The organism is Acuticoccus sp. I52.16.1 (assembly GCF_022865125.1).
Classification (GTDB): Bacteria; Pseudomonadota; Alphaproteobacteria; order Rhizobiales; family Amorphaceae; genus Acuticoccus.
Genome location: NZ_CP094828.1, coordinates 4208037 through 4230379, shown reverse-complemented (window position 1 = coordinate 4230379; position 22343 = coordinate 4208037). Strand labels below are relative to the sequence as shown.

Here is a 22343-nt window from a genome sequence, read left to right as displayed (position 1 = left end):
TAGGCGATTCAGCCACCGATTGCCACCATCGGGCAGCTGTTCCACACTGAACTCGTATGCGAGCGTCGAGGGGCCCGTCGCCGCGCCGGGTCCCCGCCCCGCTCTGCCCCCGCCGCCGGGCCGGATCGACCGGTTCGCGGCCAGCTTGTGCCTCAGCCGAAGTGCACCAGCATCGCGGTGGCATCGTCGGAGCGTTTGAAGCGGGGAAAGCGGGTGAGGTCCGGATCGTCGTTCTCTACGGCGCGGACCTCGGCGAGCACCGCCTCGAGGTCACCCGCGGCGGCCATGAGCGCGGCGCCGTCGTAGAGCGCGTAATCGTCGATGGCGGCTTCGAAGCCGTCCGACACCAGGAGCGCCCGGCCCTCGCGCGCGCCGACGACGTGCTGCCGCGCCCACCGCATGCACCCCTCGTCGGGAGCGAAGACTGGGTATCCGTCCTGGGTGTTGGCGGTGTTGCGCACGGTCCTGAGGTAGGCCGTCACCTCCGGCGTGCGGCCCTTGCCGCCGCTCATCAGGCGGCGCGCGCTGTCGCTCTCCCAGGTGCTCATCCGGTCGAGGCCGCCGAACCGGGTCAGCATCCCGTCCGCCTCGATCCAGATGCCGCAGTCGCCCAGCTCCACCACCTCGACGATCTCGCCGAAGCGGGCGAGGACGACGGCGGCGGTGGGCACCTCGTAGCGCTCCCTGGGCGCGCGGCGGCGCTCGGCGGTGAACCGGGCGGCCGCGGTGTGGGCGGCCGCCCGCAGCAGCTCGCCCGGCGTGTCGATCGTCTCGGCGCCGTCGAGCAGCGCCTCATGCAGCGTGGCGGTGAGCCAGGCGGCATCGCTCGGCGCATCGAGCAGCGGCTCGTCGCCGAGGCCGGTCGCCCCGTCGATGACCCAGGCATAGGCGCCGGCGGTGCCGCAGCCGTCCTCGTTGGGACGTCGCGGCGAACCGGCCGCGCAGACCGAGGCGAGAACCTCGATCAAAAGGGGATGTCGTCGTCGAACGGTTCGGGCGAGGCCGGGCGCCCGCCGCCGCCGCCACCACCGCCGCTGCCGCCGCGATCGGAGTAGCGGTCGCCGCCGCTGCCACCGCCGCCGTAGCCACCGCCACCACCACCGCCGCCGCCGCCGAAGTCGCCGCCGCTGCCGCCATAGTCGCCGCCGCCGCCGCCGCCGGTGCGACCGTCGAGCATTTGCAGCACGGAGTTGAAGCCCTGCAGCACGACCTCGGTGGAGTAGCGCTTCTGGCCCTGCTGGTCTTCCCACTCACGGGTCTGGAGCTGACCCTCGATGTAGACCTTCGAGCCCTTCTTCACATACTGCTCGATGACGCGGCAGAGGCCTTCCTGGAAGCACACGACGCGGTGCCACTCGGTCCGCTCGCGGCGCTCGCCGGAATTGCGATCGCGCCAGGTCTCGCTGGTGGCGATCCGCATGTTGGCGATCGGCCGGCCGTCCTGGGTCCGGCGGATCTCCGGATCGGCCCCCAGATTGCCGATCAGGATCACCTTGTTGACGCTCCCAGCCATGCCCGTTCCTCCACTCTTCGGGCGCGCACCCTAACGCACCGGGACGCCGCGCAAAGCGCCGCGTCGCGCTGTCCACAGGGCACGGCGCTGCGGTCCCCGTAAATTCGTTGCGCGCGGGTGGGACCCCTCCCCGCGAACGTGCCGCACGACGGCCGAGATCAGTCGCTGTCGCCTTCGTCGTCGGGCCCTTCGACCTCGCGTGCGAGCTCGTCGAGAAGGCCCAGCTTCTCCAGCTTGGCGCGCAACGGGTGCGGCGCCTCGGTATAGCGGTTCGAGTAGGGCATCGTCGTGCCCAGAACGCGGCCGAGCGCCGAGCGATCCATCCGGTAGGCGAAGGCGTTGATCTCGTGGAACACCTCGGCGAGGGAGGCGATCTCCGCCTCGGACAGGGCGAGCGGCGCGCTCGGCATTTCCTCCGACGGCGGCAGTTCGATCCCGTACTCCTCCCGCAGGAAGGCGACGTGCGGGGCGGCGCGCTTGCGCACCTTGTCGAGCGCGGCCGCGGGCAGCACGTAGCGGGGGCCGCGCACGAAGTTGAAGGCGCGCTGCTGGTCGTAGGGCATCTTGCCGCCGGGCATGCGGGCGATGGCGCGCTCCAGCATGTGGATCCCGAGGACCGACAGCCCCTCGTTGACCGACCGCCGCTCCAGCTCCGGCGCCGCCGTGCCGCAACCCAGCACCTCGAGCACATCGTCGATGACGTCACCGCCGGCCATCTGTGCGCGGTCGAACGGCCGCACGATCATGTTCTCCGGCCCGACCGCATCGCGCCACCGGGTGATGATCTGGGTGAGGTTGAGAACGCGCGGGGTCGCCTCGATGTCGGCCAGCGCGCGGCCGGAGCGTACGCCCTGGTGCGCGGCGCTGATCGCCAGCGCCACCGGCTCGCGCACGTAGACGAGCACCCGCACTCGCGGCGCGATGGTGCGCATGGTCTGGACGCAGCCGGCGATCTCCTCCGGCCCGAGGCGCTGGAGGGTTTCGGAGCTGATGAGCCCGGCCGGCAGCCCGCCCGCCGCCGCCGCCTCCTGCCGAAACTCCTTCAAGAACTTCGACTCGCCGCGCGCCTTGGTGCGTCCGGAGAACGGCCGGACCAGCGCATGGTTGGTGCGCGTCCTCGCGTAATAATAAAGGCCATGCCGCGCCAGCACTGCGGCATTGTCGCGGAAGGTCGCCTGAAGGGACGTCGTACCGGTCTTCATGTGGCCGATGTGCAGGGTCAGGACGTCCACGGGGTGCCTCGGGTCGGATCGCGTCGCGCCGGTTTGCGCCAGGCTCGTGTGCGCCAGGGTCCGGGGCGCGGTCAACTGTCCCCATGTGGCTGTGGATTTGCAGAACAATGCTGCCGACGCTATGTGCGGCATTGACCACAACTCGTCGATGTTCCACTTTTGGGCTCAGACGATTTCCCCGGAGTCGAAGGCATGGCCAACCGCGCGCGCGTCGCTGCCGAACGCAAGCTCGTCGTCAAGGGCGCGCGGGAGCACAACCTCAAGGGCGTCGACGTCTCCCTGCCGCGCGACACGCTGGTGGTGTTCACCGGCCTCTCGGGCTCGGGCAAGTCCTCCCTGGCGTTCGACACGATCTACGCCGAGGGCCAGCGACGCTACGTGGAGAGCCTGTCGGCCTACGCGCGGCAGTTCCTGGAGATGATGCAGAAGCCGGACGTCGACCAGATCGACGGCCTCTCGCCCGCCATCTCCATCGAACAGAAGACGACGTCGAAGAACCCCCGCTCGACGGTCGGCACCGTCACCGAGATCAACGACTACATGCGCCTCCTGTGGGCGCGCATCGGCATCCCCTACTCGCCGGCGACGGGCCTGCCGATCGAAGCGCAGACGATCAGCCAGATGGTCGACCGCATCCTGGCGCTGCCGGAGAAGACACGGCTCTACCTGCTGGCGCCCATCGTGCGCGGCCGCAAGGGCGAGTACCGCAAGGAACTGGCGGAGTTGCAGAAGAAGGGCTTCCAGCGCGTCAAGGTCGACGGCACCTTCTACGAGATCGAGGACGCGCCGACGCTCGACAAGAAGTTCAAGCACGACATCGACGTCGTGGTCGACCGCGTCTCCACGCGGCCCGACCTCGCGACCCGCCTCGCCGACAGCCTGGAGACCGCGCTCGGCCTCGCCGAAGGCATCGCGGTCGCCGAATTCGCCGACGAGATGGACGGCGCCGCACCGCGCCGCATGGTGTTCTCGGAAAAGTTCGCCTGCCCGGTCTCGGGGTTCACCATCGCCGAGATCGAGCCGCGCCTCTTCTCGTTCAATGCGCCGACGGGCGCGTGCCCCACCTGCGACGGCCTCGGCACGACGCTCTCGTTCGAGGCGGACCTGGTGGTGCCGGACCCGGCGATGACGCTGGCGGGCGGGGCGATCCTGCCTTGGGCGCGCACCGGCAACACCAGCCCCTACTACACGCAGACCCTGCAGGCGCTCACCGCCCACTACGACGCCGACATGACCACCCCCTGGCAGGACCTGCCGGAGAAGGTGCGCGACGTGATCCTCTACGGATCGAAGCGCGAGAAGATCAAGTTCACCTACGACGACGGCCTGCGCAGCTACACGACTTCGAAAACGTTCGAAGGCGTCATCACCAACATCGAGCGGCGCTGGAACGAGACGGACTCGGCCTGGGTGCGCGAGGAGCTGGCGCGCTACCAGTCCGACGCCCCCTGCCCGGCCTGCAACGGCTACCGGCTGAAGCCCGAGGCGCTGGCGGTGAAGGTGGCGGGCGAGCACATCGGCGAGGTCTCGGCGCTGGCGATCCGCGACGCGGCCCCCTGGTTCGACGCCCTGCCCGAGAAGCTGACCGCGCAGCAGAACGAGATCGCGCGTGCCATCCTGAAGGAGATCCAGGAGCGGCTGCGCTTCCTGGTGGACGTCGGCCTCGACTACCTGCAGCTCTCGCGCGGCAGCCGCACCCTGTCGGGCGGCGAGAGCCAGCGCATCCGCCTCGCCAGCCAGATCGGCTCCGGGCTGACGGGCGTGCTCTATGTGCTGGACGAGCCGTCCATCGGCCTCCACCAGCGCGACAACGCCCGCCTGATCGACACGCTCAAGCGGCTCAGGGACCTCGGCAACACCGTCATCGTGGTCGAGCACGACGAGGACGCGATCCTGGCGGCGGACTACGTGCTCGACATCGGCCCCGGCGCGGGCGTGCACGGCGGCGAGATCACGGCGGAGGGCACGCCCGAGGAAATCATCGCCAACCCCAATTCGCTGACGGGCAAATACCTGTCGGGCGCGCTGGAGATCCCGCTGCCCGACAAACGCCGCGCGCGCAAGAAGGGCAAGGCGATCAAGGTCGTGAACGCGTCCGGCAACAACCTCCGAGGCGTCACTGCCGAGTTCCCGCTCGGCCTCTTCACGGCGGTCACGGGTGTCTCGGGCTCGGGCAAGTCGACGCTGGTGATCGAGACGCTGTACCGCGCCGTGAGCCGCAAGCTCAACAAGAGCCGCGAGGTGCCGGCGCCGCACGAAACGATCACCGGGCTGGAACAGCTCGACAAGATCATCGACATCGACCAGTCGCCGATCGGCCGCACGCCGCGATCCAACCCGGCGACCTATACGGGCGCCTTCACCCCGATCCGCGACTGGTTCGCGGGATTGCCGGAGGCGAAGGCGCGCGGCTACGGGCCGGGCCGCTTCTCGTTCAACGTCAAGGGCGGGCGTTGCGAGGCGTGCCAGGGCGACGGCGTCATCAAGATCGAGATGCACTTCCTGCCCGACGTCTACGTCGAGTGCGACGTGTGCAAGGGCAAGCGCTACAACCGCGAGACCCTGGAGATCGAGTTCAAGGGCAAGTCGATCTCCGGCGTCCTCGACATGACGGTGGAGGAAGGCTGCGACTTCTTCTCGGCGGTGCCGGCGGTGCGCGACAAGCTGGTGACGCTCAACCAGGTGGGCCTCGGCTACATCCGCATCGGTCAGCAGGCGACGACCTTGTCGGGCGGCGAGGCGCAGCGCATCAAGCTGGCCAAGGAGCTGTCGAAGCGGGCGACGGGCCGCACGCTCTACATCCTCGACGAGCCGACGACGGGGCTGCATTTCCACGACGTCGCCAAGCTGCTCGACGTGCTGCGCCAGCTGGTCGACCAGGGGAACACGGTGGTCGTCATCGAGCACAACCTCGAGGTCATCAAGACGGCGGACTGGATCATCGACATCGGCCCGGAGGGGGGCGACGGCGGCGGCCAGATCGTGGCGGAGGGCAAGCCGGAGCAGGTGATGAAGGTCGCGCGCAGCCACACGGGCCAGTTCCTCACCGAGCTTCTCGAGCGCCGCCCACCACGCCGAGAGGCCGCGGAGTAACCCGCGGCCTCGCTTCCCACGCCACCTCGCCCCCACGCCCCTTCCCGCGCCCACGCCCGCACCGCGGTGCCCTACCGCGCCCCCGCACGGCCGCGCCTTCCGTCTCCACGGCACGGCGGTGCCTTCCCGCTCCACGGCACGGCGGTGCCTTTCCAGTCCACGGCACGGCGGTGCCTTGCGCCTGTTCCTCGGAGCCGTCCGTCGCTGAAGCCCGATCAGCGCCAGGGCGGCGGAGGGTGCAAGGCCGGAGAGCGAAGCGTGCCTTGCGGCCTCTGCCGTCCTGGTGCCGGGCTTCTTCAGCGACGGGCGGCTCCGGGGAACAGGCGCTCCCCCTGTTCCTTGGTGAGTCCCGAGCCTCTTGGCCTCGCCCCCCACTCAGAGCACGAAGATCGGCAAAGTCAGGGTAAAGCGGGCACCGCCGACTGGCGCGTCGCCGATGGCGATGGTTCCGCCGTGCGCCTCGGCGAGGCTCTTGACGATGGCGAGGCCGAGGCCGGCGCCTCCGGTGGCGCGATTGCGGGAGGTTTCGAGGCGGACGAACGGCTCCAACAGCAGCGCGCGGTCGGCTTCGGCGATGCCCGGCCCCTCGTCATCGACGGTGAGGACCAGCGCGCCTGGGCGGGCGGCCAGGGCGACGTGGGCGGCGCGGCCATATTTCAGCGCGTTGTCGACGAGGTTGGCGATCATGCGCTTCAAGGCGAGGCGATCGCCCAGGACGCTGGCGTCGTGGGCGGCGGGCGCCACCTGAAGGGTCACGGCCGCGCCGGTCTCGGCGCGGCCTGCGGTCTCCTCGCGCACGAGGTCGGCGAAGGTCAGCAGCTCCTCGGACAGTTCACCGACGCCCGCGCGCGTGGCGACGATGGCGTCGTCCAGCATGTGGACGATGTCGATCACGTCGCGCACCGCGCGGTCGCGCATATCGCTTTCGGGCAGCATTTCCAGACGCAGGCGCAGGCGCGTGGCGAAGGTGCGCACGTCGTGGGAAATCCCGGCGACCATCACCATGCGTGAGGCGACGAGGGTCGCGAGGCGTGCCTGCAGGCGGTTGAACGAGGCGACGAGGGAGCGGATCTCCGGCGCGGAGGAGCGCGACTGCGGCAAAGGCGGCGACGTGCCGGTGAGGTCGATCGCGTCGGCGGCGGCAGCGAGGCGGCGCAGCGGCGCCATCTCGCGGTGCATGACGACGAGCGAGATCACCGCCACCAGCGATCCGATCAGTCCGACGAAGGTCCCCACCGGCAGGCCCATGTGGTTGATGGAGCCGGGGTTGCGGGCGGCGATCTCCAGCGTCTCGCCCGAGCGCAGGCCGATCCGGAAGCGGTAGCCCTCGCGAATGCGGGTCAGCCGCGGGAGCATCCGGCTGTCGGACGCGAGGGGCGAGACCTGCACCCGGCGCCCGTCCGGCAATGCCATCTCGTCCGCCACCGGTGCGGGCGGCGCGCCGGATCCTGGGCCGGATCCGGGCGCGGATACGGTGGCGGGGCCGGGGTGGAGGCGGACGGTGAGAAGGTCGGTGTCGAGCGCGGCGGCGAGGCTCGCCGGCGGGGCGCCGCTCTCGAAGAGGGCGACGATGGCGGCGAGGCGTTCCGGCGGCAGCAGGGCCGGCTCGCGGCCCGGCCGCTGGGCGAGGTAGTAGACCGCCACGATCGCCAGCCACAGCACCATCATCGCGGCGCAGGTGATGAGGGCGACGCGGCTGCGCAGGCTCAGCGTCGGGCTCACGTGAGCGGCCGCACCGTGGCGGTGAAGAGGTAGCCCCCGTTACGCACGGTGCCGACGAGGGCGGTGCCGGGGCTCGCCTGCTCCAGCTTGCGGCGCAGGCGCGAGACCAGCATGTCGACGGTCCGGTCGAACGGGTCGGCATCGCGGCCGCGGATCTTGTCGAGGATGTAGTCGCGCGTGAGCACCCGCCGCGGCGCGCCGACGAAGCAGGCCAGGAGGTCGAACTCGCCCGTGGTGAGGGCGACGTCCTCGCCGTCCTCGGTGGCGAGCTGGCGGGCGTCGAGGTCGATCACGAAGCGGTCGAACGCGAGGCGGCGGTTGGGGCGGGTGGCGGCCGGCTCGGCGGCCCGGCGCAGGCGCGCACGCACGCGGGCGACCAGCTCGCGCGGGCCGAAGGGCTTCACGACGTAATCGTCGGCGCCCATCTCGAGGCCGAGGACGCGGTCGATCTCGTCGCTCTTGGCGGTCAGCATCAGGATCGGCACCTGGTCGTGGGCGCGGATGCGGCGGCAGATGGCGAGGCCGTCCTCGCCCGGCAGCATGACGTCGAGGATGATGAGGTCGGGTCGGACGCGGGCGAGGACGGCGTCGAGCGCGGGCCCGTCGCCGGCGCACTCGACGGCGTAGCCCTCCCCGCGCAGCAGGCTGGCGACGAGATCGCGAATGTCGGTGTCGTCCTCGACGACGGCGACGGTGGTGAGAGCAGTGGTCATGCCATTACTATCCCACCCTTAATGGTTATCGTAAATCTCCCACCGATAGCCGTATACACTCTGTTACGCATATCGACATTCTGAGACAAACTGAGCCGGCCCGGCAACTTGTGCGCAACAATGACCACTTATCTTCTCTGTGTCCCGGGCGGAATGGTCCAGCCGGGATCCAGTCACGTGAGGATACGATGATCAAGGCACTCATGGGTTCGGCCCTCGCGCTCGTCGTCGTGGTCGGTGCGGCCTCGGATGCGGACGCGTTTTCCCGCAAGCGGACCACGGTCGGTCCCTACGGCGGGCAATCCAACTTCAGCGCCAACGTGGAGTGCTACGGCAACTCCTGCACGCGCAATGCCACGCGGCGCGGCGCCTACGGCAACACCGTCAACCGTTCGGCGACGATGACCTGCGAAGGCGGGGCGTGCGTCAAGAACAGCTCCACCGAGGGCCCGTGGCATCGCGGCATCTCCTCCTCGACGGTGTATACGCGGTAGGCTCGTTCCCATGCGGCACGGGCCCTCCCCGCCGCAGCGCACCAGAAACCGCCCGTGGCCGCGCTCCGGCGCCGTCACCGGCCCTCGCCGAGGAACTCGACCATGCCCTCTCTGACCCGCGTGATGCGGACGGCCGTGACCGGTGCCGTGCTGCTGGCGGCCGGCGGCGCGGCGCTCGCGCAGACGCCGCCGAAGATGAAGCAGATGTCCCGCGAGGACATGATGACCCTCTTCCAAGCCTGCAAGGACGACTACCGGCGGTACTGCAAGGACGTCGAGCCCGGCGACGGGCGGATCGCGCGCTGCATGGGCGAGCACCGCGAGAATCTGTCCGAGCAATGTCGCGTCACCGTGCGCGACATCATGTTGAAATAGCCCCCACACGCGATCGACGACACCGGACGACGGCCCGCCCTCCCCGGCAGTGACGCGCGTTCGCGGCACCGAGCGCGCCGCCGGGCGCGCCACCGCGACAGGCCGGCCACGAAAAAAGGCGCCGCGCGGGGGCGCGGCGCCTCGTCGGCCTTCGTGGGGCCTCGGTTCAGAGCAGGAAGACGCCGTCCGGCACGTCCGTCTGGTTCCAGATGGTGAACGTGAAGTCGGCCTCGCCGTTGCCGGTCAGATCGCCGGCGACGACGGTGTTGCCGCTGGCCTCGGTGACCTGCAACTCGCCCGCGGCGCCGGAGAAGGCGTCGACGATGACGAAGCTGTCCTTCGCGGCGGTGTTCACGTTGGCGTCGATCGGGCGCAGCGAGATGATGTCGTTCTCGTCGTCGAGCGCGTAGATGATGTCGCCGTCCGGCTCGTCGGCCGTGCGGTAGAGGAAGACGTCGCGGCCGGCGCCGGAATCGAGCGAGTCCGCCCCCACGCCACCGATCAGCACGTCGTTGCCGCTGCCGCCGCGCACGCTGTCGTCGTCGGCATTGCCGAAGATCTGGTCGTCGCCTTCGCCGCCGATCAGCACGTCGTCGCCCCAGCGGCCGCGCAGCTTGTCGTTGTCGCCGGCGCCGTCGAGCGTATCGTCGCCCAGGCTGCCGACGAGCACGTCGACGCCGTCGCCGCCGTAGAGATAGTCGTCGCCGTTGCCGCCGACGGCCACGTCACGACCCTCGGTGCCGAAGAACTCGTCGTCGAACCGGGTGCCGAAGTAGGTGTCGTTGCCGGTCGTGTCCATCACGACCTGGGCCTGGCCGTTGAGCGTCGAGTCGAGCATTTCGGTGCCACGGTTCTCGCCGCTGTTGAGATACAGGATCTCCGCGACCAGCTCGTTGACGTCGCCCTTCACGCCGACGGCGTTGGTCAGATCCAGCCCGTCGTAGCGCACGATCGTGTCGTAACCGACGATCTCGTCGTCGGCGTCGACGTCGAACGAGCCGTCGGCGTTGTAGCTGTCACCGAGCGTGCCGATGATGATCTCGTCGATCGAGCCGCTGACCGTGTGGGTGGCGAGGTCGTACTCGAAGTCGTCACCGTTGATGATGAAGATCTGCGTGTCGGCCCCGTCCAGTTCCCCGAGCGCGACGATCTGGGTCGAGACTTCCATGTAGGGGTACCCGGCCGCCACGAAGTCGCTCAGGAACGCGTTGTAGACGGACGGGTAGCTGAGGCCGGACGTCTGGTCCGCGCCAAAAGTCACTTCGACGGTCAAAGGGTCTCTCCTTGGGGGATGGAGCGCTGCCCGCCGCCGAAGCGGTGGCTCACCGTCAGGAACGCTGAGAAGCCGGGGCTAGGCTCGAGGTCGAGATACTGCGTGTACTGCTTGTTCAAGATATTCTTCAACGTCAGCGAGGCCACGGTATCTTCGGTGATGTTGAAGTTCAGGTACGCATCGAGCAGCGTGTAGCTGTCGCCCGTCAGACCGAGGAAGTCCGCTTCGTCCTTCTCCGCGACGTAGGTCAGCGTGGCGCCGGCGTCGAGGCGGCCGCCGAGGGCGCGCCCGCCCAGCGTACCCGACACACGCCAGGGCTGGACGTTGGACAGCGGGTCGCCGCTGTCGAGGTCCTTGCTCTCGACGTACGTGCCCGTGACACGGCCGTAGACGCGGCCGGTATCGTAGATCGCGTCGAGCTCGAAGCCGTAGAGGACCGCCTCGGCGACGTTGACGTAGGTGCACCCACCTGGAAGCGGAAAGGTCGAGCACTCGAGGTCGATATAGTCGTCAACCGTGTTGTGGTAGGCGGAGGCCTTCAAGCGCAGCCGGTCGCCGCGGATGGCGAGGTCGTCGAACGCCAGGTTCACGCCGGCCTCGACGTTGTGCGCGATCTCGGGATCGAGGTTGGGGTTCGGGAAGAACGGGAACTGCACGGGCGGCGGGTGCACGCCCTGGACCAGCGTCTCGGTGACGGAGGGCGCGCGGTACCCTTCCGAATAGGAGGCGTAGACCGTCACCGGGTCGACCGGCGTCACCGCGACCGTGATCTTGGGCGAGAGGTGGCCGCCGTCCTTGTGGACCTTGTCGCCGGTGTCCTGGTCGACGCCGTCCAGCACGTAGCCGTCGTAGCGCAGGGCACCGATCACCTCGAACCAACCGCGCTTGGCGGTGTGCTGGATGTAAGCGCCGTAGACCCCGCGCTGGCCGGACGGGGTGGACCCGTTCGACAGGTTCAGTTCGTCCTTGGAGGTGACGTCGTCGTAGAAGCCGTCGCCGCCGATGATGGTCGTGTTCTCGAACCCGGCGACGATGAAGTTGGCGGTATTGTACGCCTCGCCGCCGTAGGTGCCGATGTTGAAGCTGCGCTGCGCCCCGACAAACGAGCCCGACAGGTTCTCCTGCTCCAGGTTCGTGCCGGTATAGTAGGCCTTGGCGTTGAGATCGATGAACGGGTTGGCGCTGTCCCAATGGTGGCCCAGCGTGATCGTGTCGTCGGTCTGGTCGGTGTTGCGGACGGTGGACGTTCCGCTGTCGAAGCTGTTGGCGACGCGCATGGCCGAGAACACCGTCTCGTGCTCCTCGGCCAGGCGCAGGCGCGCCTTGAGGAGGCCGGAGAGGAGCTGCTCCTCGCTGCGGATCATGTCGCCGTCGCCGTCATAATAGTCGCTGGCGTTGCGGAAGGTACCGGCGGCCAGAACGTCGAACGCCTGTCCGATGCGGGTCGCCGCCTCGCCGTGGAGGACGCCGCCCGGCCCGTTGGTCTCTACCGTGGTCTCGACGCGTCCGCCGTAGGTCTCGTCGTCGCGCAGCACGTCGTCGGCGTCGATGGTCTGGAAGGCGACGGTGCCGCCGATGGCGCTGCCGCCGACCACGTTGATCGGCCCGCGCGTGACCTCGACGGACTTCACCATCCGTTGGTCGAGGTAGACCGAATCGTTGGCCGAGTGGCCCGAGCGGCCGAAGTTTTGGCGCGCGCCGTCGATGGACACGGCGACGCGGCCGAAGTCCTGCAGGCCGCGGATGTTGATGGACATCCCCGGATCGTCGGCCGACTCGGTCACGATGACGCCGGGGACGGTCTGCAGGGCATCGGCGATCGAGCGGCCCTGCTCGCGCTGCAAGGTGCCGCGCGTCAGGACCGTCGTCGCGGTGGGGGAGCGCAAGGCGGCCTCGGCGGCGGGCGACAGGCGCGGGTCCAGCGCCGCCGCCTCCGATGCCCCGTCGGCCGATGACGTTCCCGCGGCCTCGCTGCTCGCCGTCGCCTCGCCGGTCCGGTCCCCTTCGACCTCACCGGCGACGACGATCTCCTCCAGCACGATATCCTGCGCACTGGCGGCGGTGATGGCGGTGCCTGCCAAGAGGACCGCGAGGAAACGGGAACGCCACATCACATCGCCCGTCGGTTAAGCGAGGATGAGGTCGGACTCGGTCAGACCCGTGGTGTGCACGACGATGTACATGTCCGCCACGCCGTCACCGTCGAGGTCGGCCTGGACGTTGCTGCGATCGTCACGCTCGTTGATGGTGACCTCGCCGGCCTCGCCGGTGAACGCGTCGACGAAGGTCAGGTCGAAGATCGACAGGTCGATCGCGTCCGAGCCGATATCGAAGTCGCGCAGGTTGTCGGCCGCGTCGGTGGTCGAGTCGGTCGCCTCGAGGTAGATGAAGGTGTCCCCGCCCGAGCCGCCGAACAGGCCGTCGCGCCCGGCACCGCCGGTGATGTCGTCGTTGCCTTCGTCGCCGTAGATGCGGTCGTTGCCGTCGTTGCCGAGCAGCAGGTCGGCACCGCGGCGGCCGAAGATGAGGTCGTTGCCGGCGCCACCGCTGACGGTGTCGTTGCCGCCGCCGCCGTAGATGGAGTCGTTGCCGGCGTTGCCCCACAGCTCGTCATGGCCGGCGAAGCCGCCGATCAGGTCGTGCCCGTTGCCGCCCTCGACATAGTCGTTGCCGCCCTGGCCGTAGAGCGAATCGGCGCCGTTCTCGCCGTAGAGCGAGTCGTTGCCGGCGTCGCCGGAGAGCAGGTCGTTGGCATTGCCGCCGTAGAGCATGTCGTCGGCGCGGTCGCCGTAGATGCGGTCTTCGCCGGCGGCGCCGTAGAGGACGTCGGCGCCGTTGAAGCCCTGCACCAGGTCACCGTAGCCGGTGCCGGTGTAGACGTCGTCGTAGTTGGTGCCGAGGAAATGCTGCGCCTGGCCGGCGAGGATGTCGTAGAGGTCGCCGATCGGGTCTTCGCCTTCGGCGCCGTTGTCGCCGGTGCGAGCGGCGTCGTAGATCGAGTAGACGGGGTTGTCGGCCGAGTTGCCGCTGCCCGGCGCCGCGACGAGGTCGAGGCCGGTGACGTAGAGGCCGCTCTCGAGGCCGACGATGACGCCGTTCTCGGTTCCGTCGGCGGTGGTGGTGTCGGGACCGGCGTAACCGAAGACGATCTCGTCGACCTCACCGGAGATGCCGTGGCCGAATTCGGGACCGTAGTGGATGAAGTCGTAGGCGATCTCCTCGCCCTCGAGCAGCACCAGCTGGTCGAAGCCTTCGAACTCGAAGGAGACTTCCGGGCCGCTGACATAGTAGAAGCCGCCGAATGCGAAGTCGGGCTCGCCACCGCGGTAGGTCGAGGCGCCGACCGGCATCCCCTCGTAATATTCTTCTAGAAACGTGTCGTAGTTGATGCCGGATTCGAGACTCGTTGCGTCGACCGTAATCATCCGCTCTTCCCCATTCTCTTGATAGATGCGCAGATATGACGCCAAGCGCCTAATATCGCGCCATACTCCTCGCAGAATTGCGCCATATTCAAAATATTGTCAACGCACGGATCGCGGCATTTCAGCCGCGTTGCTGGAATGTGACAGCAAACTCGCATCCATCAGCAGAATAGATCTAGAAGAATTCAATATCGTCTACTGGCAAAATCGGCAGTGAGAGGCCCCTCATGCGAATGAAAGGCCCCTCCCCGACCTCACGCGATCTCGGATTCTTCGCGCGTCACCGTCTGGACGACCCGGAACCCCTCGAACTGCGGGCCGCCGATGTAGAGCGGGGCGCGCGAGGGCGCGTTGCGGTGCGCCTCCTTGAAGGCCTCGCCCTTCGTCCAGGCGATGAAGTGATCCTCCGATTCCCAGATCGTGTGCGACGAGAACAGCGTGTGGTCCTCGTGCTCGGGGCCGCGCAGAAGATGGAACTCCACGAAGCCGGGCTCGGTGCGCATCTTCACGTCGCGCTGTAGCCAGACCTCTTGGAACTCGTCTTCCGAGCCCTTGCGAACCTTGAACCTGTTCATCGCGATAAACACACGCGTCTCCGTCGTCGGGGGTGAATGAAGGGGGTCAACCGGCCGCCCACCAGCGGTCGATGGGAGACGGCGGGAAACCCGTGCGCTCCGCCTGCGGGCGGCCGAACCGGTCCCACCAGGCGGTGCGGACGGTCGCCGAGCGCCACAGCGGCACCATCGGCATGATGTGGCGGAAGACGCGGTCGAAGGCGCGGCCTGCGCGCTCCAGCTCGGCCGGCGACGCGGCGCGCTCCAAAGCCTCGATGCACGCGTCGAGGATCGGCGAATCGACCCCCGACAGCGCATAGGAGTGCGGCGCGTCGGCCAGCGCGCTGTGCCACAGCAACCGCTCGGCCGTGCCCGGCAACCGTGCCGGGGACCACGTCAGCGTGGCGAGGTCGAAGTCCTTGTCGAGCGTCATCTGCGCGGCGGTGGCGGGGTCGGCCCGCACCTCGTCGAGCGTGATGCCGAGGTTGCCGAGCGAATTCGTCAGCCACGGCAGCGGCTTGGTGAGCGCGGGGCTCATCGACAGGACCCGCAGGCGCACCGGCTGGCCCGTCGCCGGGTCGACCCGCGCGCCCCCCTGCATCGTCAGCCCCGCCTCGTCCAGCAGTCGCGCCGCTTCGGCGAGGCCGGCGCGCGTGCCCGGCTGCGGCAGGCCGGCCAGCGGATCGGGGTCATCGAGCGCCGCTTCGGGAAGCTCCGCGACGAGGTCGCGCTCCGCCCCGGCCGGCCCGGAGGCCGCCAGCGGCGTGCCGGCGAAGACGCTTTGCAGCGGTTGCAGCGACCCGTGAAAGAGGAGCGCGTTGACCGCCTCGAAGTCGTAGGCCAGCGCCAGCGCCAGCCGCACGCGGCGGTCGGCCAGCAGCGGCCGGCGCATGTTGGCGACGAGCCCGGCCAGCTCGCCCACACCCTCGACCTCGGTCTCTTCGCGCACCACCGACGCGGACGCCAGCGCCGGCCCCTCGTAGCCCCGCGCCCAGCGCGTCGGGTCGTCCTCGGAGCGCACGTCCGCCTCGCCGGCCTTGAACGCCTCCAGCGCCACCGTCGGGTCGCGGTAGAAGGTGAACGCCAGCGTGTCGAAGTTCCAGCGCCCCCGGTTCACCGCGAGGTCGCGGCCCCAGTAATCCGGCTCGCGGGCGAGGACGAGCCGCTGCGGCGCCTCGAACGTCTCCAGGCGATAGGGACCGGAGCCGACCGGCGCCTCCGGCCGACCCGCCGACCACACGTGGGCGGGGTGGATGGGGATGGTGGAGATGCGCCGCACGACGTCACGGTCGCCGGGCCGCGCGTTGGCGAAGATCGCCCGGTCGCCCTCGGCGGTGACGCTCAGCGGGCGGAAGGCCTGGCGATAGTAAGGCGCGCCCTCGCTCTTCAGTCGCTCGAAGGTGAAGGCGACGTCCGCCGCGGTCACCGGCTCGCCGTCGTGCCAGCGCGCCTCGGGGCGGATGGTGAAGATCACGGCGCTGTAGTCCGGCGCCACCTCGATCTCCTCGGCGAGGAGGCCATAATAGCTCGCCACCTCGTCGTCGCTCTCGACGATCAGGTGGTCGTAGATGAGGCGCAGGTCCGCCGGCGGGCGGCCGGGATAGGTCAGGGTGTCGATCGTGTCGAAGGCGCCGACGCGGGTCAGGTGCAGCGCGCCGCCACGCGGAGCGTCGGTGTCGACGTAGGCGAACGCCTCCCCCGGTGCATATTTCAGCGCTCCGAGCGGCGAGAAGCCGTGCCGTTGCGGGGCCCCGGTCGCCCACACCGGCGACACGCGCGCGGTCGCCGCGCCCAAGGTGCCGGCGGCGGCCATCGCCAGCACGTGCCGGCGCGAAGGCGTCAGGCGCGCCATTGCACCGCCGCTGCTGCTGCGAATGAGCCGAAGCCCTGTACCGATACCATCGTCGTCCCGTCGCTCGAAATAATCGCCGCGTTTCCGGGCGTTACGACTGGTGTGCCGGACGGTCAACTTAAAAGTTGACACATTGAGACTAGATTAATTCCAAACTTTGCCGGCAGATTATCGAATATTTCTAATATTCTAGGAGAACCGCACCCTACCTTGGAATCTCTCTGAAGACAGGGTGCGGGAAATCCGTGACCTTTGCGCGACCGTCCGCGACGTTTGCGGACGGCGCATGGCAGGTCCGCGTCAATCCGGGTCGGGAAGCCCCGCGGCGAGAAGCCTGTCGAGTGTGACCGGATAGTCGCGGACGCGGATGCCCGTGGCGTTGAAGATCGCGTTCGTCACCGCCGCCGCCGCGCCGCAAAATCCCAGCTCGCCGATCCCCTTCGATTGTATAGGATTGGCCCAATCGTCCCGCTCGTCCAGCAAGAGGACCTCGAGCTGCGGCACGTCGAGGTTCACCGGAATGTGATATTCGGCGAGATCGTGGTTGACGATGTGGCCGTCGCGCGGGTCGTGGATCAACGCCTCGGTCAGGGCCATGCCGATGCCCCAGGTCATCCCACCCAGACACTGCGAGCGGGCCGTCTGGTGATTGAGGATGCGCCCCGCGGCGAACGTGCCGTGCATCTGGCGCACCCGCGTCTCGCCGGTCACCGCGCTCACCGCCACCTCGCAGAAGTAGGCGCCCCAGCTCGCCTGGCGCACGGCCCCGTCGGTCGCACCGGGCTCCAGGTGCCCGACGACCGAGAGCGCTTCCCCGCCCAGCACCTCGCGCAGCGGCGTGCGGCGGTTGCCGGCGATGGCGGTCCCGTCGGTCAAGGTGAGTTCCGTCTCGGGGACGCCCAGCCGGCCGGCGAGCTCGCGCCGGATCGCCTCGCACGCGAGGTAGACCGCGCTCCCCACCGACGACGCGCCCCACGACCCGCCCGAGCCCGACCCCGCGGGAAGGTCCGTGTCGCCCAGCGTGGTGACGACGTGATCCAGCTCGAGGCCCAGCATCTCCGCCGCGATCTGCGACAGGATCGTGTAGGTCCCGGTGCCGATGTCGGTCATGTCGGTCTCGACATGGGCGCGGCCGTCCGGCGCCAGCGTCACGCGCGCCTTGGCCTCCATCAGGTTGTTGACGCGCGAGGCCGAGGCGACGCCGACGCCCAGCAGCCACTCCCCCTCCCGGCACGACGCCGGAGGCCGGGCTCGCTCGGCCCAGCCGAACGCCTCCGCCCCGCGCCGCAACGCCTCGGCGAGCGTGTTGGACGAGTACGGGATGCCTTCGGACGGGTCGACCTCGGGGATGTTCATCAGCCGCAGCGCGACCGGGTCGATCCCGGCGGCCACCGCCAGCTCGTCCATCGCGTTCTCGACGACGGGCATCCCCAGTGCTTCTCCCGGCGAGCGGACCGAGCCGGTCGCCGGGCGGTGGATGCGCGCCACCTTCTGCACGATCTGCCGGTGCTCGCCACGATAGAGGAACGGGGTCGACTGCGTGACCGGCTCGGAGAAGGCCTCGTCCGGCAGGTTCGACACGAGCGCCTCGTGACCGATGCCGACGAGGCGACCGCCGGCGTCGGCGGCGAGGCGCACACGCTGGCGCGATTCGGTGCGGCGGTAGACCGCCTCCATCGTCTGCGGACGGGTCATCGCGACCGAGACCGGGCGGCCGAGGCGCATCGCCGCCACCGATGCCGCCACCGCCTCCGCCGCGATGCCGAGCTTGGAGCCGAAGCCCCCGCCGACGTACGGCGACAGGATGCGCACGTCGCCCGGATCGAGGCCGAGCGAGTCGGCGAGCTCGTTCCGGTTATATTTCAGCATCTGGTAGGAGCCGCGCAGGGTCAGCGTCGTGCCGTCCCACTGCGCGATCGAGGCGTGCGGCTCCATTGCGACTGCCGAATGGGGCGCGGTGCGGTAGACGACGTCGACCGTATGCGCGGCCTCGGCCATCGCCTTGTCGAGGTCGCCCTGGCTCGCCTGGTCGTCCTGCGGCACATCCACCACGGCGTCCGGCGACTCGGGATCGAACACGATACCCTCGCGCGGTACGATCTCCGGCCGCAGCGCCAGCGCGGCGTGGCGCGCGGCCTCGAAGCTTTCGGCCACCACCAGCGCGACCGCCTGACCGACATAGTCGATCGTCGGCAAGTCCTGCACCGGCGCCGCGTCGGCGGTGCCCTGGGCCGAGTTGCGCACGAAGCGCTCGTCCTCGACGACCGCCAGGACGCCCGGCATCGCCTCCACCTCGGCCCGGTTCATGCCGCGCAGGGTGCCGACGGCGCCGGCCCGCACCAGCACCCCGTACGTCAGCCCCGCGATTTGCCATTCCGCCGCGTAGGTCGCCTCCCCGCTCACCTTCAGCGGGCCGTCCTTGCGCGGAGCGCCTTTGCCGAGAACGCCCTGCGCCATCTCGTCGAGGCGATGCCGGCGGGCCGGCTGGTCCATGCGAAGATGTGCGCTCATGCGTGCTCGTCCATCACTTCCGCCAGCGTCGCCTTCAGCGTGCGTCGCGCGAGGGGGATCTTGAAGTCGTTCTCGCCCTGCCCCTCGGCCTCGGCGAGAAGCAGGTCCGCCGCCTTCTCGAAGAGGCGCGAGGTCGGCACCTCGCCCTCCAGCAGCGCTTCCACGGCGGGGTCGCGCCAAGGCTTGTGGGCCAGCCCGCCGAACGCGAGCCGCGCGCGGGCGATGCGCCCGTTCTCGATGCCCACCACCGCCGCGATGCTCACCAGCGCGAAGGCGTAGGACGAGCGGTCCCGCACCTTGCGATAGGTCTGATTGGAGCGCGTCGGCGCCGGAAGGCGTACCGCGACGATCATCTCGCCGGCCTTCAGCTCGGTCTCGATGTGCGGGGTGTCACCCGGAAGCCGGTGGAAGGCGAGGAGCGGGATCTGCCGCGACCCCTCCGGCCCCTCGACCTCGACCACCGCTTCCAGCGCCTGCATGGCGACGGCCATGTCGCTGGGGTGGGTTGCGATGCACGAGCGGCTGGCACCCAGGATCGCGTGCATCCGGTTCGCGCCGCCGATCGCCGCGCAACCGGCGCCTGGGTCGCGTTTGTTGCAGGGGGTCGCCTTGTCGTAGAAATAGTAGCACCGGGTGCGCTGCAGCAGGTTGCCGCCGGTGGTCGCCTTGTTGCGCAGCTGGCCGCTCGCCCCCGCCAGCAACGCCATCGACAGGACCGGATAGTCCTTCCGCACGCGCGGATGGGCGGCGAGGTCGGCGTTGGTGACGAGCGCGCCGATGCGCAGCCCCCCGTCCTCGGTCTCGGTGAAGCCGCGCATCTCCAGGCGCGTGATGTCGACCAGCGTGGGCGGCGCCATCACCTCGAGCTTCATCAGGTCGAGCAGGTTGGTGCCGCCGGCGATGATGGTGGCCCCGGTGGATACGGCGGCCACGGCGTCCTGGCGCGTGTCGGCGCGGTGGTAATCGAACGGTCTCATCGCTGGCGGCTCGCCGCGTCGAGGATCGCGTCGATGATGTTGGGATAGGCGGCGCAGCGGCACAGGTTGCCGCTCATCCGCTCGGAAACCTCCCGCTCGGACATCACCGGGCTCTTGGTGATGTCCGCCGCGATGTGGGACGGCCAGCCCATCTCCATCTCGTCCAGCATGCCGACGGCCGAACAGATCTGGCCGGGGGTGCAGTAACCGCACTGATAGCCGTCGTGCTCCACGAACGCCTCCTGCATGGCCGACAATTTGTCCGACGTGCCGAGGCCTTCGATGGTGGTGACCTGATCGCCCTCGTGCATCACCGCGAGAGACAGGCAGGCGTTGATGCGCCGGCCGTTGACCAGCACCGTGCAGGCGCCGCACTGGCCGTGATCGCAGCCCTTCTTCGAGCCGGTCAGGTGCAGATGGTGGCGCAGTGCGTCGAGCAGCGTGGTGCGCGGGTCGAGGTCCAGCGTGTGGCGCGACCCGTTGACATCCAGAGTTGTGTCCATCGGCAATCCCCTCTTAGCGAAGGGTGAACTGCCTAAAAGCTGTACGGTTCAACCAAACTTGGGGATGATGTGCCGCATGGTAGCCCCGTGCCGCTCTTTCGTGTCCCCCCGCCCGTTGCCGCCATGCTTCAGAACTCGACTTCGAGCTCGATCACCTCGTCCGGCTCCTCCAGCGCGGCGGCGGTCCACTCCTGCATCGGCGCCCAGGCGAAGATGGTGTCGCAGTAGGCCTGCAACTCCGGCTCAAGCTCGACGGCGTAGGTTCTGAACCGGGTGCAGACGGGGGCGTACATCGCGTCCGCCATCGTGGGGGAGCCGAACAGGAAGGGGCCGCCATAGGTCGACAGGCACTCCGACCAGATCTCCTTGATGCGCTGCACGTCCGGCCGTGCGCCGGAGAAGATCTTGAAGCTCTGGTGCTGCGCCTTGATGTTCATCGGCAACGCCGAGCGCAGGTTGTAGAAGCCGGAATGCATCTCGCCGGAGATGGCACGGCAGTGCGCGCGGGCGACCTTGTCGGTCGGCAGGAGGCCGGCCTCCGGGAACATCTCGCTGAGGTAGTTGCCGATCGCGAGCGTGTCCCAGACCTCGACCCCGTCGTGGCTGAGGCGCGGCACGCGCACCGACGGCGAGAGCAGCAGCAGCTCCTGGCGCTGCTCCGGATCGTCGACGTCGACGGGCTGCTCGGCGAAGTCGAGGCCGGCCATCTTGCAGAGCAGCCAGCCCCGCAGCGACCAGGACGAATAGTTCTTCGATGAGATGGTGAGGGTGGCGTCGGCCATGTCCGTCACTCCGCTACGGCGCTGCAATGCAAAGAATGTTGTCGCACCGCACCATAGAATGCACTAGCTATTTTGGCGAGTTGGGTTGGGTGAGGGAAAGCACGAATGCTCTACCAGATGTACCAGATGCAGGACGACCTGATCGCACCGATGCGTGCCTTCGCCCGTCACACCCGCATCGGTGGCTGGCCCATCATCCCCATCGGCGACGACGAGATGAGCATCTTCGACGCATCGATGGAGATGCTCAGCCGCTTCCGCCTGACCCACACGCGCCCCGCCTTCGGTATCTCGTCCGCAGTGGTCGGCAACCGCACGGTCGCGGTGCGCGAGGAAGTGGCGCTGCATCTGCCGTTCGGCAATCTGCTGCACTTCGCCAAGGACGTCGACACGCCGCAGCCCAAGGTCCTCGTCGTCGCTCCGCTGTCGGGCCACTTCGCGACGCTGCTGCGCGGCACCGTGGAGACGTTGCTGCGCGACCATGACGTCTACATCACCGACTGGGCCAACGCCCGCGACGTCCCGCTGTCGGACGGGCACTTCGGTGTCGAGGACTATGTCACCTACATCATCCGCTTCCTGGAGGAAATGGGGCCGGCGAGCAACGTGCTCTCGGTGTGCCAGCCGTGCGTTCAGGTGCTGATCGCCGTGTCCGTCATGTCGCAGCGGAACCACCCGGCGACGCCGCGCACGATGACGCTGATGGCCGGCCCGATCGACACGCGCGAGAGCCCCACCCTCGTCAACGAGCTGGCCTTCGACCAGGAGATGGACTGGTTCGAGAAGAACCTCATCCACACGGTGCCGTGGCAGCACAAGGGCGGCGGCCGGCGGGTCTATCCCGGCTTCATCCAGCTCAGCGCCTTCATGGCGATGAACTACCAGCGCCACAAGGACCAGCACCGCAAGCTGTACAAATACCTGATGAACGGCGAGACGAAGAAGGCGCAGAAGATCAAGGAATTCTACGACGAATATTTCGCCGTTCTCGACCTGACCGCCGAATTCTACCTCGAAACCGTCGACCGCGTGTTCCAGCGCGCCGAACTCGCCCAGGGCGAATTTCACTACCATGGCGAGCTGGTCGACCCGTCGGCCATCCGCAACACCGCCCTCCTCACCGTGGAAGGCGGCCGCGACGATATCTGCGCCCTCGGCCAGACCTCCGCGGCACACGAGCTGTGCCGCTCGCTGCGCCCGCATCTGAAGCGCCACCATTTGCAGGCCAACGTCGGCCACTACGGTGTCTTCAACGGCAAGCGCTGGGAGCACGAGATCTACCCCGTGGTCCGCAACATGATCCTGGCGATGGAATAGGCGGCCG

General features: G+C 68.9%; 18 protein-coding genes. 4 read left to right on the top strand and 14 right to left on the bottom strand.

The genetic code is table 11. The features are described from left to right. Positions 1-152: 152 nt before the first annotated feature. The 3 genes from MRB58_RS19115 to MRB58_RS19105 form a co-directional block, all read right to left on the bottom strand. Positions 153-968 (bottom strand): hypothetical protein, encoded by an 816-nt coding sequence (locus MRB58_RS19115; RefSeq protein ID WP_244778683.1) that lies wholly within the window; start codon positions 966-968, stop codon positions 153-155. Continuing rightward, on the bottom strand, positions 965-1513 hold the full coding sequence (locus MRB58_RS19110) for a single-stranded DNA-binding protein (RefSeq protein ID WP_244778682.1): 549 nt from the start codon (positions 1511-1513) through the stop codon (positions 965-967). The genes MRB58_RS19115 and MRB58_RS19110 overlap by 4 nt, the downstream gene beginning before the upstream one ends. Before the next feature lie 158 nt (positions 1514-1671). Next, positions 1672-2745, bottom strand: a complete 1074-nt coding sequence (locus MRB58_RS19105) for a hypothetical protein (protein WP_244778681.1) — start codon at positions 2743-2745, stop codon at positions 1672-1674. Between the two features lie 192 nt (positions 2746-2937). On the opposite strand from MRB58_RS19105, the gene uvrA reads away from it, so the two are divergent. Beyond that, complete coding sequence (uvrA, locus tag MRB58_RS19100; RefSeq protein ID WP_244778680.1) at positions 2938-5838, top strand: excinuclease ABC subunit UvrA; 2901 nt, start codon at positions 2938-2940, stop codon at positions 5836-5838. A 375-nt stretch (positions 5839-6213) separates the two neighbouring features. Here the strand turns inward: uvrA and MRB58_RS19095 are convergent, their stop codons facing one another. Then, entirely contained in the window at positions 6214-7560 is a 1347-nt protein-coding gene (locus MRB58_RS19095; RefSeq protein WP_244778679.1) for a cell wall metabolism sensor histidine kinase WalK, read from the bottom strand. Continuing rightward, positions 7557-8273, bottom strand: a complete 717-nt coding sequence (locus MRB58_RS19090; protein WP_244778678.1) for a response regulator — start codon at positions 8271-8273, stop codon at positions 7557-7559. Before MRB58_RS19090 ends, MRB58_RS19095 begins: the two co-directional genes overlap by 4 nt. Before the next feature lie 188 nt (positions 8274-8461). Here MRB58_RS19090 and MRB58_RS19085 point away from each other — a divergent pair, with 188 nt between their 5' ends. Beyond that, positions 8462-8767, top strand: a complete 306-nt coding sequence (locus MRB58_RS19085; protein WP_244778677.1) for a hypothetical protein — start codon at positions 8462-8464, stop codon at positions 8765-8767. 102 nt (positions 8768-8869) lie between these two features. Continuing rightward, positions 8870-9142, top strand: a complete 273-nt coding sequence (locus MRB58_RS19080; protein WP_244778676.1) for a cysteine rich repeat-containing protein — start codon at positions 8870-8872, stop codon at positions 9140-9142. A 166-nt stretch (positions 9143-9308) separates the two neighbouring features. Here the strand turns inward: MRB58_RS19080 and MRB58_RS19075 are convergent, their stop codons facing one another. The 9 genes from MRB58_RS19075 to MRB58_RS19035 all read right to left on the bottom strand — a co-directional run bounded on the left by MRB58_RS19075 (position 9309) and on the right by MRB58_RS19035 (position 21019). Then, positions 9309-10415 carry a calcium-binding protein gene (locus MRB58_RS19075; RefSeq protein ID WP_244778675.1) on the bottom strand — a complete coding sequence of 369 codons (1107 nt, stop codon included), beginning with the start codon at positions 10413-10415 and terminating at the stop codon, positions 9309-9311. Continuing rightward, positions 10412-12526, bottom strand: a complete 2115-nt coding sequence (locus MRB58_RS19070; protein ID WP_244778674.1) for a TonB-dependent receptor domain-containing protein — start codon at positions 12524-12526, stop codon at positions 10412-10414. The genes MRB58_RS19075 and MRB58_RS19070 overlap by 4 nt, the downstream gene beginning before the upstream one ends. Before the next feature lie 15 nt (positions 12527-12541). After that, complete coding sequence (locus MRB58_RS19065) at positions 12542-13840, bottom strand: calcium-binding protein (protein ID WP_244778673.1); 1299 nt, start codon at positions 13838-13840, stop codon at positions 12542-12544. A gap of 254 nt (positions 13841-14094) precedes the next feature. Beyond that, positions 14095-14427: an antibiotic biosynthesis monooxygenase gene (locus MRB58_RS19060; protein ID WP_244778672.1), complete on the bottom strand. Its 333-nt coding sequence runs from the start codon at positions 14425-14427 to the stop codon at positions 14095-14097. Positions 14428-14461: 34 nt separating this feature from the next. Next, the gene (locus MRB58_RS19055) at positions 14462-16246 is read right to left on the bottom strand and encodes an extracellular solute-binding protein (RefSeq protein ID WP_244778671.1); all 1785 of its coding nucleotides are present in this window, start codon (positions 16244-16246) and stop codon (positions 14462-14464) included. Between the two features lie 300 nt (positions 16247-16546). After that, the gene (locus tag MRB58_RS19050; protein WP_244778670.1) at positions 16547-18757 is read right to left on the bottom strand and encodes a xanthine dehydrogenase family protein molybdopterin-binding subunit; all 2211 of its coding nucleotides are present in this window, start codon (positions 18755-18757) and stop codon (positions 16547-16549) included. After that, positions 18754-19734 carry a xanthine dehydrogenase family protein subunit M gene (locus MRB58_RS19045; protein ID WP_244778669.1) on the bottom strand — a complete coding sequence of 327 codons (981 nt, stop codon included), beginning with the start codon at positions 19732-19734 and terminating at the stop codon, positions 18754-18756. Before MRB58_RS19045 ends, MRB58_RS19050 begins: the two co-directional genes overlap by 4 nt. Continuing rightward, on the bottom strand, positions 19731-20237 hold the full coding sequence (locus tag MRB58_RS19040; protein ID WP_244778668.1) for a 2Fe-2S iron-sulfur cluster-binding protein: 507 nt from the start codon (positions 20235-20237) through the stop codon (positions 19731-19733). Before MRB58_RS19040 ends, MRB58_RS19045 begins: the two co-directional genes overlap by 4 nt. A 128-nt stretch (positions 20238-20365) precedes the next feature. Continuing rightward, a complete protein-coding gene (locus MRB58_RS19035) occupies positions 20366-21019 on the bottom strand; it encodes a glutathione S-transferase family protein (protein ID WP_244778667.1) in 654 nt (217 codons plus the stop codon). Between the two features lie 105 nt (positions 21020-21124). Between MRB58_RS19035 and MRB58_RS19030 the strand changes: the two genes are divergently transcribed. Then, complete coding sequence (locus MRB58_RS19030; RefSeq protein WP_244778666.1) at positions 21125-22336, top strand: polyhydroxyalkanoate depolymerase; 1212 nt, start codon at positions 21125-21127, stop codon at positions 22334-22336. Positions 22337-22343 lie beyond the last annotated feature (7 nt).

Excerpts from the sequence above, each read along its gene's own strand:
- MRB58_RS19110 (WP_244778682.1), bottom strand. The coding sequence starts at position 1,513 with ATGGCTGGGAGCGTCAACAAGGTGATCCTGATCGGCAATCTGGGGGCC.
- MRB58_RS19085 (WP_244778677.1), top strand. The coding sequence starts at position 8,462 with ATGATCAAGGCACTCATGGGTTCGGCCCTCGCGCTCGTCGTCGTGGTC.
- MRB58_RS19070 (WP_244778674.1), bottom strand. The coding sequence starts at position 12,526 with ATGTGGCGTTCCCGTTTCCTCGCGGTCCTCTTGGCAGGCACCGCCATC.
- MRB58_RS19080 (WP_244778676.1), top strand. The coding sequence starts at position 8,870 with ATGCCCTCTCTGACCCGCGTGATGCGGACGGCCGTGACCGGTGCCGTG.
- MRB58_RS19040 (WP_244778668.1), bottom strand. The coding sequence starts at position 20,237 with ATGGACACAACTCTGGATGTCAACGGGTCGCGCCACACGCTGGACCTC.
- MRB58_RS19050 (WP_244778670.1), bottom strand. The coding sequence starts at position 18,757 with ATGAGCGCACATCTTCGCATGGACCAGCCGGCCCGCCGGCATCGCCTC.
- uvrA (WP_244778680.1), top strand. The coding sequence starts at position 2,938 with ATGGCCAACCGCGCGCGCGTCGCTGCCGAACGCAAGCTCGTCGTCAAG.
- MRB58_RS19030 (WP_244778666.1), top strand. The coding sequence starts at position 21,125 with ATGCTCTACCAGATGTACCAGATGCAGGACGACCTGATCGCACCGATG.
- MRB58_RS19045 (WP_244778669.1), bottom strand. The coding sequence starts at position 19,734 with ATGAGACCGTTCGATTACCACCGCGCCGACACGCGCCAGGACGCCGTG.
- MRB58_RS19090 (WP_244778678.1), bottom strand. The coding sequence starts at position 8,273 with ATGACCACTGCTCTCACCACCGTCGCCGTCGTCGAGGACGACACCGAC.
- MRB58_RS19035 (WP_244778667.1), bottom strand. The coding sequence starts at position 21,019 with ATGGCCGACGCCACCCTCACCATCTCATCGAAGAACTATTCGTCCTGG.
- MRB58_RS19055 (WP_244778671.1), bottom strand. The coding sequence starts at position 16,246 with ATGGCGCGCCTGACGCCTTCGCGCCGGCACGTGCTGGCGATGGCCGCC.
- MRB58_RS19065 (WP_244778673.1), bottom strand. The coding sequence starts at position 13,840 with ATGATTACGGTCGACGCAACGAGTCTCGAATCCGGCATCAACTACGAC.